This is a genomic window from Vibrio sp. 661, from assembly GCF_033339315.1.
GTDB classification, from domain to species: Bacteria; Pseudomonadota; Gammaproteobacteria; order Enterobacterales; family Vibrionaceae; genus Vibrio; species Vibrio alginolyticus.
In genome coordinates, this window is record NZ_JAWOUJ010000006.1 from 185,427 (window position 1) to 198,782 (window position 13,356).

The window sequence follows — 13,356 nt, forward strand, 5'->3', positions numbered from 1 at the left end:
AGAAACCATGCTATTTATGGACTACATTGCTCTTTCGCGTATAAGCCTTAAACATCTAACTGTTTTACATATGTTGTTAACCACTCACAGCGTCACACTTGCGGCAGAACGCTTGTGTGTAACACCATCGAGCGTCAGTAAAACGCTCGGACAGTTGCGCGAAACGCTAAAGGATGACCTTTTTTACCGTGATGGCACTCGCTTAGTGCCGACAGCATTTGCGCTGCATATAGGCCCGTCAATCCATGGCATACTCTCCAGTATGAATGGGTTATTACATCAAGGCTCTTTTAATCCGGCTTACTATCAAGGTAGTTTTTCATTAGCAATGCGTGAAAGTTCGTTTGAGCTCTTTGCGCCAGTTCTACAGCACTTGTCCCAACAACTGAGCAATCACGCGCACTTGAATGTCCATGCGAAAGAGGAAATGAGCTTCGATGCATTAGCAAGAGGTCAAGTAGATTTTTTGTTGCTTCCTCACGATCTCAGCCAACCACCCACACAAAATAAAGACTTGGTCTGGAAAACCATTTTGAAAGACGAAATGGTTTGCTTAATGAGAGCATCGAACCCACTCGCTGAGCAACCCTTATCTGTTGAAAGTTACCTTTGTGCAAGACACATCGGTATTCATGATAAAGATCTGTCACAACCTTATTTTGAGCAAAATCTCACCCAAAGGCATTCAAAGCGAAACTTGGCCATGCGTGTAGCCGACTTTGGTTCAGCTGCGGTGATGTGTCAGCACTCGGATTACTTGTTCACATGCTCCAAGCTTTGGGCAAGAGCGGCAATGCAAGCAAAAGGTTTGGTTGAACAAGCTCTTCCATTCGATTACGGACAGGTAGCCTACAGCCTCGTTTGGAACAAAGCGAGCTTAAACGATCCCGCTTTAAAATGGTTACAGCAACAATTACTCGACGCCTGCGCCATGTTAGATGCCTGTGATGCGTAAGCATAGATAAACAACGGTACTACGTGAGTACTGTCGGCACTGTGATAGGGTTACTCACGTAGCATCGAAGCTCTGATTTTAAGCGTTCGATATCATGATGAGAGCACATATCCCAAGTTAACGCCTCCCCCACTACTCCGTGATGCTGAAAGGCATTTAAACGTATAAGCACCGATTCAGGAAGAGTACTCAAGTAACGTCCAATTGCTACGATTTCTATATCTAAATCACTTTTTTGGGGAATATGCAGTAAGCGGACCTCGTACAATTTTTCGTGCTCAACAAGGTACTGAAGGGTTTTAAATACACGATGATTATCACGCCCAGTTAGCCACTGATGCGTCTCCGTCTGCCACGCTTTCAAATCGATCATTGCGCCATCCAGAAAAGGTAGAATACGCTGCCAACCAGCAACCGCTAAAGAACCGTTACTGTCGATGAAACAAGAGAGGTGCCGTAATTCAGGATCTTGTTTTATCCCTTTAAACAGCTCAATAATGAAAGGAAGTTGTAAGGTAGATTCCCCACCGGATACAGTAACACCACTGATGAAAAAGCGATGTTTGCGTATCAAATCGAGCATTGTTACTACAGAGTAGTCAGTAATTTTTGGATTAGATTGGTTCTGACATATCTCTATACAATGATCGCAGTGGGTGCACTCCTCTTTAAGCCAAACAACGTTGTTGTTTTCGTCGAACTTCAATGCGCCTGCTGAACATTCACTCACACACTCACCACAATGATTACAATGGTTTATCGTGTGAGGATTGTGGCAGTTCAAACACTGATAGTTACAACCCTGTAGAAAGATGACTAGACGATTTCCTGGCCCATCAACACAAGAGAAAGGAAGGATATGAGTGACTTTTGCCAAAAGGCTTCCACTTCGTCTAGACATCTTGTTCTTTCCTAAACCGAACTTATGCCTGCGTGTAAGTCGGTGTTACTTCATGGCTCACCACACGTGGTGAGCGTTCTAAAATTTTGGTATTTTTTGCTGCTTCTGCACCTAGAAACGTCGTGTTGGTTCTCGAACCTTCTTCATCATATTTCGCGACGTCTGAAAGTTTGATCATGTAGCCTGTCACGCGAATTAAGTCATTTGAAGTGACATTCGCGGTAAACTCACGATAACCAGCATTTAGTGCCCCTTTACATAAATTGAACATCGCTTCTGGGTTAGATTTCACCGTTTCATCAATCGTCAAAATATCGCTGATACCCGCACGATAATACTGATGATGCTTCGCCGTTGCTTGTACATAAGTGACAGGGTCTGGCTCTGCACCATAAGGCAGACGTACACCTGGCGTAACATCATGATCTAAGCTAATGCCGCCTTGTGCATGTAAGAGCGCTTTGCCATCTAAACCATATTTCACCGGGGTTGAGTCCACCAGTTTAGCCAGTGTTGCTGAAACATCATGAGCAAAAGTATTTGCTCGATCATTTTTTCCGTATCGCCCTATTTGCCCTTCTTTTTCAAATAGAAGGTTTACCGCTTCGGCCATGCCGTAAACGCCATACATTGGCGCGAAATAGGACTCTTTTATCAACCCTTCTTGCGTCAAAAAGCCTTGAAAGAAGTTCGATTTTTCATGCAAGTGCGTGCTTCTTGCGTTTATGAGCTCGACCATTAATCGATGGTAAGAAGGCAACGCACTATTTAAGAAGTCGTTACAGTCTGATGCTCGTTTTGCAACTTCTTTTAAATTCATTCGCACCAATGTGTTCGAGCCACCTGCTAATGGAAGCGAGTTGTAGCAACTTACAATACCAAAGCGTGAGCCGTTGTAGGCTTTCGCGTGCATTGGGTAATTGGTAATATGCGGTTTACTGCATTCACAAATGTTCTGTGTCGCTTGACGAAGTAAGTCATCAGGCGTAACTGTCTCGTCGTACATAAAGGTGAGATTCGGTGCGATCTGCTTGAGCTCCGCATCTACTTTTAAAACAGTGCGACAAATAATGTTGTCTGTCGGTCCGACATTCACATGCATAAACGCATCTGGCAATGTGCGATCCAGCATGATCCAAAAATGTTTTAACTTTTTGTAAATCTGGCTCTCTGTTAGGTCGCCTATGTAAGGCAACAAGACATCATCTAACTGACCTAAGTAAACCGGAATGTTCGTTACCGAAGGAACATGATGGTAAATGATGGTAAGCATATTCAGCGCATCATCGAAATCATCAGCCGGAGACAACTCTAAATAGTCTGAGCCTTGCGATAGAAATTTAGCGTAATCAGGCAACACATAGCGAGGTTTAAACGGTGCATGACCTTCAAACATATCGCAGATGATGCCTTCATCCATTGCTTGTCTCAGTGATGGAGATACGGTCATATAAGGAATGTACGATTCCGCCTCTAAAGCTAAAAAACTCGACTTCTGTTTTGGAGAAAGACGGACGTCGGTCGCGATATCTAGAAAACGTTGTTGTAGTTTAGAAAGGCTTGTCATCTAAGATATTCCTACAAAGTAACCACAAGCCCACAAGACAAAATACGAGCTCTACCCCTAAAGAGTAACGTGATTTTACTCCTGCTTGACTGTTGCCACTAATGAAAATAAACAAAACGCCTATTTCCATTCTGGAAATAAGACAAAGCTAAATTAGCGCATTCCAACTTACTATATGGGAAAACCTAACTGCGTACCGAAATCTGTCTTATTTATCGGTTTGCCGTCGACAACATCACGCCTGCACCAATAAATACTCCACCAGTCAAACGATTGAACAACTTCGCCCTTCCAGCGACAAACAACCAATCGGAGGCTTTTACCCCTAACAATGCATAAAATGTTAGCCAGCTAAGCTCAAAAACCACAAATGTAGACGCGAAAATCGCGTATTGAGCCAGTAGCGGTGCGGAAGGTTCAATGAATTGAGGAAACAAAGCGGTGAAAAAGACTATCGCTTTGGGGTTACTAGCGCCAACAATGAAACCACTAGTGAACGCGCTGAACGCTGTCGCGGAACTTTGAGTCGTTGCCGTTTTATTAAAATCTGTCTGAGATGAGCGCAACGCTTGAATACCTAACCAGATTAAATAAGCGGCACCACACCATTTGATAATATTAAAAACTAACTCAGATGAAGCAATGACAACTCCCAGCCCGGTAAATGAGAGCGTAAGGATGATCGTAATCGCAGACAAACTGCCAAGTGCAGTCATGAAAGCAATACGAAACCCACTACTCACTCCTTTACTTAAACACAACAGTGAGCTTGGTCCTGGTGAAGCTGTGAGCACGAGAATGGCAAGAGTGTAAAAAATCCATGTATCTATTTGCATTGGCATCCCTTCCAGCAAAATGAGGTTTATAGCCCATTGTGTATAGAACTATTTTATCGCCCGGTTTCTATCCATGAAGCCGAGGTCTTAATAACCATCTTGCATCTAAATAACTTAGAAAAAATTAATAGATAGTTATGCAAATAAAATACGATCTACATGCAAGGATGTAAAGCCTGTTGTATAAGCTTATCTATTTCTCTTAATCATAAAAAGGCTTAGGATCGATCTCTAACGATGAAGGCGCTATCGCTCTTTCAATTTTGTACGCACTCGTTTTTAAGTCCACCATCGTGACATCAATGTATCGTTTATACTTGCGGGAGTAAAAACATTTCACTTCTGGCTTTAATGCTTGAGATTCATTTGAAGACCAAACAATACCAACACGCCCATCGTTCAACTCGACAATGGAGCCTACGGGATACATCCCAATGCAATTAATGAATTTGTAAACTAAGTCGGCGTCTAAATGAAATGGCGTTAGACTCAACAAGATTTTAAACGCTTCCGCAGAACTCATGCCTTTTTTGTAACAGCGATCAGCCGTTAGCGCATCGTAGATATCTACAATACAGCTCATACGGCCGTGAATTGGAATCTCCTCCCCCTTCAAGCCTCTAGGATAACCATTGCCATCTAACTTCTCGTGGTGCATCAAACAAACATCACGGCTTACGTCACTAAGTCCTTTTACGTGAAGGATTATCTCACCTGCGAACACTTGATGTAGCTTCATATGTTCAAATTCTTCAGGCGTTAGCTTCGCTGGCTTGTGCAAGATCTTATCATCGACTTTAATTTTACCTACATCATGAATAATGCCACCTACAGCAAGCTGTTTTAGCGTTGGCTTATCCAAGCCCAAGTACTTACCGAATGACACTAAAAGACAAGCGACATTGACGGAGTGTTCCAATAAGTAAGAGTCTTTTTTTCGGAGTGCAGAGACACACTGCAACGCATCTGAGTCAATCAAAACACTTTCAATGACATCGTCAGCCCAAGCTTCTACTTCATCAACTTCAATGATTTTTCCTTCAAAAGTTTGATTCAATAGTTTCTGCGCCAAATCTTTTGCTTCGGCGATCAGCTTTTTGGCTCGCTTGTGTTGGATGTCTCTCGAACGATAAGTTCGTTGACCCCTCTTAAAATCGGAGTGTTTCTGCTCTCGCGTCTCTTTAGTGGCATCAGTTGATTCATCTACAGGCTTGAAGACACACTGCTGCGAAGATAATGTTTGATCTACCCAAACATACTTTACGCCACTTGTAGCAAGCTTCTTAATGCCTTCAGGGCTAGATATCCGCCCTGCATTGGCTAAATTGACGCGCTTGTTGTGCTCTATCGCGGTAACAAACATACCAACGCCGATATCAGCGAGCGCAATTTTGATTGAATTTTTCGGATCGTACTGCATATAAAGAAGGCTTACTCGATATTAACGTCCGCATTATAAGAGATTTGATTACTTGGCGTGATAATAAATTTGAATTGATTACAATTAATGAGCATCCTGTCAATTAATAATCGGTCGCGCTCATTAAGTCCTTTTTGTTATTATGGTTTTATCCAAGATAACATATATACAAATGACGTTAGAAAACAGCACATTGATACCGACACAACTGAAAATAACTTTAGGATAATTATTCATAAATATTTATAGATTGCGGACGGCATCAATAACTGTATTTTATAAATGATTTTTACTGTTGACTATTTTTTATAAATGTCGATGATTAGCCGCCTAATCTTAGTATGTTATTAACCTAGTAGCGCATAAAATGATAGCCAAACAATTTGAACTGACACTTTTGTGATTGTAATGTACGCCAGCAGATCAACTCTATGTTATCAACCCCAACACTCATCTCTGATGCTAAAAGGCTCGAGGAGGAAATATCTTGACCACCATATTTGACCAACAAGTCTCAGATAGTGACCGAGAGTTCCTAAAAATCGTCGAAGAACGATTCATTCATATCTTCGATGTATTTAACGAAGGCCTCTTTTACATGGATGAGTTTGGCACCATGGTATTTTATAACAAGGGCTTTTATGAGCAGCTTGGTATCAACGCTGGTCGAATCAGCTTAGAGCAATGGTTAGACCTTGTTCACCCTCTCGATCGAGAAAGACTCTCCACTCGGGTCGATGCTCACATCATTACCAACAACACGAGGGTCACAACGACCTACCGCGTGCGTAAACCCAATGGACAGTACGTCTGGATTGAAGGCGTAGCCATGACCAAAGAAACAGAACATGGTCATTATATGGTTGGTAGCCACCGTGATATTTCTGAACGCAAGCTGATGGAAAGCTACATTCATCAAGTCGCATTTCATGACAATGCGTCAGGTATGGCTAATCGCGCCCATCTCTTGCTGGATATTGAAGATAGTGTGCGAGCCACTGATTCTTGTGCATCTATCTGTTACATTCAGATAGAAGAGATTAAATCTTACTTAAATCAATATGGCAGCGAGTTGGTCGATGGGTTAGTGGAAAAATTGCTACAAACTCTCAGTCACCTACCTTCTCCAAATAGTTCTGTATATCGCGTACATGATGATGACTTTGCGATTTTGATTCACGATGAATGCTCGGTAGAAACGCTGCAAAGTTACGCCGAAAGTTTAAAGGAAACCTACCACGAGGCAGTGATTGAAGAGGGCCAATACTTAGGAAGTAACATTAGTATTGGTTTGTATCCTTGCATAGATCCAAGTCACTCAGCAGAGGAAATATTACGTAAAGCAGCACGAACTTGTCAGTACGCAAGCGAGCAGAATAAAGACCGTGTTGCGGTTTACAGTGAGAAAACTCAGCATGCCGTAGACCGTTATTTCTTTATTGAGCAAGGTCTAAAAAGTGCACTTGAAAAACAGACATTGAGCGTTAAGTTTCAGCCAATTATTGACGCCAAAAGCTCAAAAGTAGTGAGCTTCGAATCTCTGGTTCGCTGGCGTAGCAAAGAGTTTGGCGAAATTTATCCAGACGAATTCATCCCCGTCGCAGAGAACAAAGGTTTGATTGTCGAACTCGGATATCAAGTCTTTGCCAAAGCGTGTGAATTTATCAAAAACTACCGTGAGCGTTACCAAAACCAAGTTCGTGTAAACGTGAATGTTTCTGTACTTCAGTTAATGAATAGTGAATTCCCTGCGCGAATTAAAGCCATGGCGGATGAGGTTGGTGTCGATCCTGAGTCTATTGTGTTGGAACTAACAGAAACGTTTATTTTGGATAATAATCAGACAGCCATTGCCCCTCTGAATACCCTCAGGGAACTAGGATTTGCACTCTCTCTGGATGACTTTGGATCTGGTTACAGTTCATTAAATAGCTTCTTCGACCTCCCGATGACACAAATCAAAATTGATAGGTCGATGGCGTGGAAAACACTAACCAACCGCTCTTCACAAGAATATCTGAAGTTTCTTATCACTATGTGCCAGGAAAATAATATTGAAGTAGTGATTGAGGGAATTGAAGACGCCAAAATGTGTGAATTTTTTACCGAAATGGGCGTCGATTATCTGCAAGGTTATTGGTTCTCTAAGCCACTTTCTGTTGCCAGTGCAAGCCGCTATTCGTTAAGTTAAGCCATACTAGAGCAATATTCCGCACGGCCACGTTAAACATGCTGAACTATTCACTATAGATTTCAGACACTAACTGGCCGTGACGAAAACAAGCTTAATGTCCCCCGATTAACGTAGACGTTCAAACACCACACTCTGATCTAAATGTTCGTGATACTGAGTGTAATCTAAGCCCACATCAAAGATATATTGGGTCACCAGGTTTCTAACGCACTCTATTAATTGGCTTGCTTGCCATGGTTTTTCAAAGTAGCGGTCAATGCCTGCGGAGTTGATCGCATTAATCGTATCGGTGTGCGTCGCTTGCCCGGTAAGAAGCACTTTCCTCGTAAAGCCAAAACGACCGTCCTTTGATACATCGGTCAGCAGCTCTACTCCCGTTTTACCTGGCATCACATGATCGGAAATAATCAATGCGATCATCTCGCCTTCTGCATCAAATTCATCCATCAGTTCTAGAGCCTCACCTGCTGATTCGCAGTCTTCGACATTCAACCACTGATTTAACGGCTCTAAATCTTGTAGAACCGCGCTTAGTACCTCTCGTTGGTCATCAACGCAAATTACATTAAGCTTCTCCATGTTCACCCTCTACTGGTAACTTGATTCTAAAAATCGTTTTTTCACTGTCGCTCTTTACTACAATAGAGCCGTTATATCCGGCGATAATGCGCTTCACAATCGACAGACCTAACCCTAAACCAAACGACAATCCCCCCTTTTTAGTGGTGAAGTTTGGCCGGAAAATTTTTCTACGTGTCGCTTCATCAATTTCTGGTCCGTTGTTAGCAATCGTGACCAAAATTTTACCCTTACTCTCCCGAGTATGTATTTCGATACCGGGTTTCTCCGTTTCACCAAGTGCATCGCACGCATTCTTTAAGATATTTACCCAAACTTGGACGAGTTCGGTTTGAGAACCAATAAAAGCAGGTAAATCCGCAGGGCTAAAACGAACACTCACTCGTCTTAAGTCACTTTGCAATAGAGCCAAGGCGCGATTGATTGAATCATTGATGTTAATCGCTTCATCCAAGTCGATATCCGTGCGCCCCAATTGTTTTACGGATCGCACAATGCCAACGGTATGTTTAGAAGCGATGCGTAAGTCATGGAGATCTCGCCCCATTTGCCAGAAACGTATCGCTTCTTCTGGTCTTTTTAGCCAATGTTCTGAAAGGAAGTTATTTGGAACGGCTCGCGCAAGATCACGAGCAACCTCCTTGGTTAAACCGTAGTATTTTTCGAAGTGGCGCCCCCGCTTTCTCGCTTCGCTAGAAGAGACTTTCTGCCCTTGCATTAAACCAAAATCAAAAAATTGACTCGCTTCCGGATGAACTTCTTCAAGCAGTTCCATGATAACTGTCTCTAGCCGTTCTGATTTACTGCTTACAACGCCTATCGCATTGTTCAACTCATGAGCAATACCCGCTGCAAGCTGCCCCAACGTTGTCATTTGCTCTGCGGTATGAAGCTTTTGTAGCGCTTTTTCTTTAGCTAATGCCTCTTGCATTGCACGCCGTTGACGACGAGATAATTCGTTAACCATCACAGGCATAAATTGTGTCGTCAATGGTCCGTATGTCGCCTCTTCCACGGCGGGCGTATCACGCTGTATCCAAGCCAATTCAACATCGGTTTGAGCAATCACTGTCGAAGAGGCAGTCCACGTACCAGAAAAGAAACTATGTACGCCAATAAACGCACCTTGAGACGCAGAAAATACCTGAATCGGTTTCTTGTCATCTTCCGCGTAATAGCCCGCCAGTTCTCCCGACAGCACATAGTACAAGCGATCGTTGTAGCCAGCTTGCTCAATAAGCACTGACCCGGATAAAACCGTTAATCGGCGTTCAAGGTGATTAAAGTAGCGTTGTACTAACGCGTCTAACTTCGTTTCGTACATGGGTTATCCAATATGCCCAACAGTATGTAAAATCCACACCATCACAAAGCTGAGTAATACGCCAATCACGCCTAACACAGCACCGATACGAGCCATTTGGCCGCTCTCGACATGCCCTGTTGCATGAGCTAACGCGTTTGGTGGCGTACTGATTGGTAACGACATACCGAGTGAAGCAGCAAATGTCACGACTAAGATCAGAGTAACTTCACCGCCGAGAGGCGTTAACGAAGCCATAGAGGTACCTAACGCAGCCATAATCGGCATCAGCAAGTTTGCGGTGGCTGTATGCGACATAAAGTTTGCCATTAACAAGCACAAGAAAGCCGCACCAAACAAGACAACATATGGCGAGAACTGATCAAACGGAATGCTGTGTACCACCAGCTTCGCAAGCCCGGTTTTATCTAGAGCAAGGCCCAGAGCAATACCGCCTGACACCAACCAAAGCACATCCCAAGAGATTTTCTTCAAGTCTTCTTTGTTGATGATGCCCGTCAGTGAGAACACTGCGACCGGAATTAATGCTACTGTGTAAGAATTCATTCCATGTGCAGAACCCATCAACCAAAGAATAATCGTGCCGGCAAAGGTGACGTAAACCATTATTGCTTTGGGTGTTTTCAAAAACTTGCTTTTAATGTTCAGATCGATGGTGGTTTGTTCGGCTTTATACAAAAAGCCAATCAGAAACCAGGCTAACGCCATCATCACAATAACAAATGGCACACCAAATACCATCCATTCACCAAACGTAATTAAGTTGTCACCAACCAAATATTTTAGGGCGATGGCATTCGGTGGCGTGCCGATTGGAGTACCAATGCCACCAATGTTGGCCGCAACAGGAATACACAAGGCGAATGCAATTCGACCTGGGTCTTTAGGCCCGAAAACCGCTATCACAGGGGTTAAAATGGACAACATCATCGCTGTTGTTGCGGTGTTTGACATAAACATGGAAAAAACAGCGGTGATCAGCATCAACCCCAGCATAACGAACTTTGGTTTTTGTCCAAATGGTTTGAGTAACACTCGGGCTAAGTTGACATCTAACCTGTACTTTGTCGCCGCCATAGCCAAAAAGAAACCGCCGAGGAAGAGCATGATAATCGGACTAGCGAAGGTCGCCATTATCTCGTTGTATTGTAATAGCTCACCAAAATGTGGCTGCCCTTCTTGCAAACGAAAGAGCACAATACCTTTATTTGATACAAGCAATAGCTCTAGGACAATGATCACAACCGAAGTGGCGTAGATTGGAATTGGCTCGAATACCCAGCAAAGTGCGGCAAGCAAGAAGATTGCAATCACTCTTTGCTGGACGATAGTAATGCCATCAAATGGGAACGCAGAGAGAGGCATCAACCAAACAAGCAATGGTATCAATGTTGGAACAACGTATTTGAGATAAGGGCGCATAGTACTACTTCTCTTCCTGAGATGGTTAGCCAGACACATTTGGCGTTTGGAACGCTATTACCCGCCGCAAAACCAAAACTTTCAGACTGTTTTTAAGCCTTCAGAGACGAAATGCGGTAATGGCGTTCCAGAGAAGATTATGTACACTGTTTTCAAACAAAACGTTGGTGCGAGATCAATGAACTCGTTTTCACATTGGAAAACATTTTATATCTGTGTTCAAGCTCACTAAATGCTCACTATTTAAGTTAAATATACTTTTCCATCATAAAGTTAGTTAAGGTTTCTCCCCTAACCTCAACATGTTGTCGAGACTTAACTGTGAAACCCATTTTCTCGTAAAAAGGTCGGGCGGTAATACTCACTTCAGAATACAGTCGTTTTATCCCCTGTACTTTCGCCTGTGAAAAAAGAAAAGACATCAAATCACGACCAACACCTTGTCCTTGGTATTCATGATGGCAAAAGAAATGATCAATCAAGCCGTCACCTTGCAAATCACAATAGCCAACGACCTGCCCTTCTATCTCCGCGACGTAGGGTTGAATATCGTCCATTTTGTGTTGCCACACACCGAGGTCAAAATCTGATGGTGCCCAAGCGGAAACTTGTGATTCCGTGTAATCGCGACGATTAATGATTCGCACAGTATGGTAAAAGAGTGCCCACAGTGTTGGGGCATCCTCGGTGCGATAGCAGCGTATTGAGAGCATCAATTTCCTCATTCCTATTCAATAAATACTAAGCATTAACGCAAAGTGATACTAGTGAACTCATCACTTTCAACGCCAATCACTAAAGGCTTCCCAATCTGATCACTGTTCATCAATACGGTAGTATTCAGCTCACGGCTTGATCTGCGTATATTGCTTTTTCTTATGATATGAATATTCACAATATAATCGGAGTACTCCTTTGTGATTCCGCCGGAAAATTCTACGTGCTCACTTTCATTGTCTCGGACAACATGAAATTTTCGATTGGCTTGAATATCAGTACTGATGGAGGAATCACCATAGTTCAGCACAACGGACGTTGGTTCGCTATCTTGATTGGCAAAACAGCCAAATGCGAACATGCTTAATGCGAGTATACTTTTTGATTTAAACATTAATTATTCTATTTCTGGTTATTTTTCTGCTATTTGCATGACCAAACAGCACTTGTTCTGTGAGCGCCTATTGTGCCATAGCTGAACGCCGACTCTAAACGCGCAAAAAGATGAGCGATGAAAATTCCGCCCAAAACAAGCAAATGTGAGACAATGTGAGGGTCCCAAACTCACCCAACCAGCAATGAATCACTGTAAATGTCTGTTTTGTAATGCTTTTAATTCATGTAACCGTGTAAGGAATACATACAACCTCTTACTTTTTCATACGCAACTAGACGAATCGTTCGAGAAATACGGCATCGTCTATGCCACATGTTACAAATCGGCTTACCTTATTATTACGTATGAACTGGGGTTATGGCACTAACCTTCCCTCTCTCTTTTAATAAGGAGAGGATTTCAACAATCAGACTTGCCACGTTTTTATAGCTAAAATCAATAGAGCGTTAACAGCATCGGTTGGTCTAGGAGCAATAAATGAAAGACCCTCTCAACTTTACTCACCTTGTAAAAATTTGGCTCATGTCAATCACGGTTATGCTGGGTGGATGCACTCAAGGAGATTGGCGTACCGCAAGCAGAGAACCTGCGGGTATCGCACCCGATCCTTCCAATGTCAAGCATGCTGTGATTGAGTTTTACGCCGCAGACGCGTTTGGTTGGCGAGGCTGGTTTGCTGTTCATACATGGTTTGCAATAAAGCCTGAAAATGCGAACGAATATACAGTGTATGAAGTAGTCGGCTGGAGAGTGAATCGCGGACAACCCGCTCTATATCAGTACCAAACTGGGACGCCAGATCGATATTGGTATGGTGCAAAACCAGAAAAGATCCTCTCCATACAAGGTGAAAAGGCCCGCCAACTTATCCCTAAAATACAAAGTGTGATTAACCAATACCCTTGGGCTGAAGAATATACTCTGTTTCCAGGGCCAAATAGCAATACATTTCCGGCTTGGGTGGGTAAACAAATTCCAGAATTAGAGCTGAACTTGCCGTTTCGCGCAATTGGTAGCGGTTACGCCAGCGATTAACAGCAAAGG

General features: G+C 43.0%; 12 protein-coding genes. 3 read left to right on the forward strand and 9 right to left on the reverse strand.

What is annotated here, in order from left to right; genetic code table 11:
• Positions 1-16: 16 nt before the first annotated feature.
• Positions 17-955 carry a LysR family transcriptional regulator gene (locus R7P69_RS13705; RefSeq protein WP_005377737.1) on the forward strand — a complete coding sequence of 313 codons (939 nt, stop codon included), beginning with the start codon at positions 17-19 and terminating at the stop codon, positions 953-955.
• Positions 956-974: 19 nt separating this feature from the next.
• Here R7P69_RS13705 and R7P69_RS13710 read toward each other — a convergent pair whose 3' ends face one another.
• From R7P69_RS13710 to R7P69_RS13725, 4 genes are all read right to left on the reverse strand, one after another.
• On the reverse strand, positions 975-1,856 hold the full coding sequence (locus tag R7P69_RS13710; RefSeq protein ID WP_005389101.1) for a YjjW family glycine radical enzyme activase: 882 nt from the start codon (positions 1,854-1,856) through the stop codon (positions 975-977).
• A gap of 22 nt (positions 1,857-1,878) precedes the next feature.
• Positions 1,879-3,423 (reverse strand): YjjI family glycine radical enzyme, encoded by a 1,545-nt coding sequence (locus tag R7P69_RS13715; protein ID WP_005389103.1) that lies wholly within the window; start codon positions 3,421-3,423, stop codon positions 1,879-1,881.
• A gap of 212 nt (positions 3,424-3,635) precedes the next feature.
• A complete protein-coding gene (locus tag R7P69_RS13720; protein ID WP_005377741.1) occupies positions 3,636-4,259 on the reverse strand; it encodes a LysE family translocator in 624 nt (207 codons plus the stop codon).
• 202 nt (positions 4,260-4,461) lie between these two features.
• Positions 4,462-5,679, reverse strand: coding sequence for an HD-GYP domain-containing protein (locus tag R7P69_RS13725; RefSeq protein WP_025766705.1), 1,218 nt, complete (start codon positions 5,677-5,679; stop codon positions 4,462-4,464).
• 487 nt (positions 5,680-6,166) lie between these two features.
• Here R7P69_RS13725 and R7P69_RS13730 point away from each other — a divergent pair, with 487 nt between their 5' ends.
• Positions 6,167-7,870, forward strand: coding sequence for a putative bifunctional diguanylate cyclase/phosphodiesterase (locus tag R7P69_RS13730; protein ID WP_005377743.1), 1,704 nt, complete (start codon positions 6,167-6,169; stop codon positions 7,868-7,870).
• Positions 7,871-7,978: 108 nt separating this feature from the next.
• On the opposite strand, the gene R7P69_RS13735 is transcribed toward R7P69_RS13730, so the two are convergent.
• The 5 genes from R7P69_RS13735 to R7P69_RS13755 all read right to left on the reverse strand — a co-directional run bounded on the left by R7P69_RS13735 (position 7,979) and on the right by R7P69_RS13755 (position 12,309).
• Positions 7,979-8,452 carry a response regulator gene (locus R7P69_RS13735; protein WP_005377744.1) on the reverse strand — a complete coding sequence of 158 codons (474 nt, stop codon included), beginning with the start codon at positions 8,450-8,452 and terminating at the stop codon, positions 7,979-7,981.
• On the reverse strand, positions 8,439-9,776 hold the full coding sequence (locus R7P69_RS13740) for an ATP-binding protein (RefSeq protein WP_005389108.1): 1,338 nt from the start codon (positions 9,774-9,776) through the stop codon (positions 8,439-8,441). The genes R7P69_RS13735 and R7P69_RS13740 overlap by 14 nt, the downstream gene beginning before the upstream one ends.
• Positions 9,777-9,779: 3 nt before the next feature.
• Positions 9,780-11,198 carry an SLC13 family permease gene (locus R7P69_RS13745; protein WP_017634015.1) on the reverse strand — a complete coding sequence of 473 codons (1,419 nt, stop codon included), beginning with the start codon at positions 11,196-11,198 and terminating at the stop codon, positions 9,780-9,782.
• A 248-nt stretch (positions 11,199-11,446) separates the two neighbouring features.
• A complete protein-coding gene (locus tag R7P69_RS13750; protein ID WP_238952318.1) occupies positions 11,447-11,911 on the reverse strand; it encodes a GNAT family N-acetyltransferase in 465 nt (154 codons plus the stop codon).
• 35 nt (positions 11,912-11,946) lie between these two features.
• Positions 11,947-12,309: a hypothetical protein gene (locus tag R7P69_RS13755; protein WP_238952317.1), complete on the reverse strand. Its 363-nt coding sequence runs from the start codon at positions 12,307-12,309 to the stop codon at positions 11,947-11,949.
• Between the two features lie 480 nt (positions 12,310-12,789).
• Here R7P69_RS13755 and R7P69_RS13760 point away from each other — a divergent pair, with 480 nt between their 5' ends.
• A complete protein-coding gene (locus tag R7P69_RS13760; protein ID WP_054730819.1) occupies positions 12,790-13,347 on the forward strand; it encodes a DUF3750 domain-containing protein in 558 nt (185 codons plus the stop codon).
• The last annotated feature ends 9 nt before the right edge of the window (positions 13,348-13,356 follow it).

What these genes read in the sequence shown, in the direction of transcription:
- R7P69_RS13750 (WP_238952318.1), bottom strand. Translation starts at nt 11,911, where the DNA reads ATGCTCTCAATACGCTGCTATCGCACCGAGGATGCCCCAACACTGTGG.
- R7P69_RS13725 (WP_025766705.1), bottom strand. Translation starts at nt 5,679, where the DNA reads ATGCAGTACGATCCGAAAAATTCAATCAAAATTGCGCTCGCTGATATC.
- R7P69_RS13760 (WP_054730819.1), top strand. Translation starts at nt 12,790, where the DNA reads ATGAAAGACCCTCTCAACTTTACTCACCTTGTAAAAATTTGGCTCATG.
- R7P69_RS13740 (WP_005389108.1), bottom strand. Translation starts at nt 9,776, where the DNA reads ATGTACGAAACGAAGTTAGACGCGTTAGTACAACGCTACTTTAATCAC.
- R7P69_RS13735 (WP_005377744.1), bottom strand. Translation starts at nt 8,452, where the DNA reads ATGGAGAAGCTTAATGTAATTTGCGTTGATGACCAACGAGAGGTACTA.
- R7P69_RS13720 (WP_005377741.1), bottom strand. Translation starts at nt 4,259, where the DNA reads ATGCAAATAGATACATGGATTTTTTACACTCTTGCCATTCTCGTGCTC.
- R7P69_RS13705 (WP_005377737.1), top strand. Translation starts at nt 17, where the DNA reads ATGGACTACATTGCTCTTTCGCGTATAAGCCTTAAACATCTAACTGTT.
- R7P69_RS13755 (WP_238952317.1), bottom strand. Translation starts at nt 12,309, where the DNA reads ATGTTTAAATCAAAAAGTATACTCGCATTAAGCATGTTCGCATTTGGC.
- R7P69_RS13710 (WP_005389101.1), bottom strand. Translation starts at nt 1,856, where the DNA reads ATGTCTAGACGAAGTGGAAGCCTTTTGGCAAAAGTCACTCATATCCTT.
- R7P69_RS13745 (WP_017634015.1), bottom strand. Translation starts at nt 11,198, where the DNA reads ATGCGCCCTTATCTCAAATACGTTGTTCCAACATTGATACCATTGCTT.
- R7P69_RS13715 (WP_005389103.1), bottom strand. Translation starts at nt 3,423, where the DNA reads ATGACAAGCCTTTCTAAACTACAACAACGTTTTCTAGATATCGCGACC.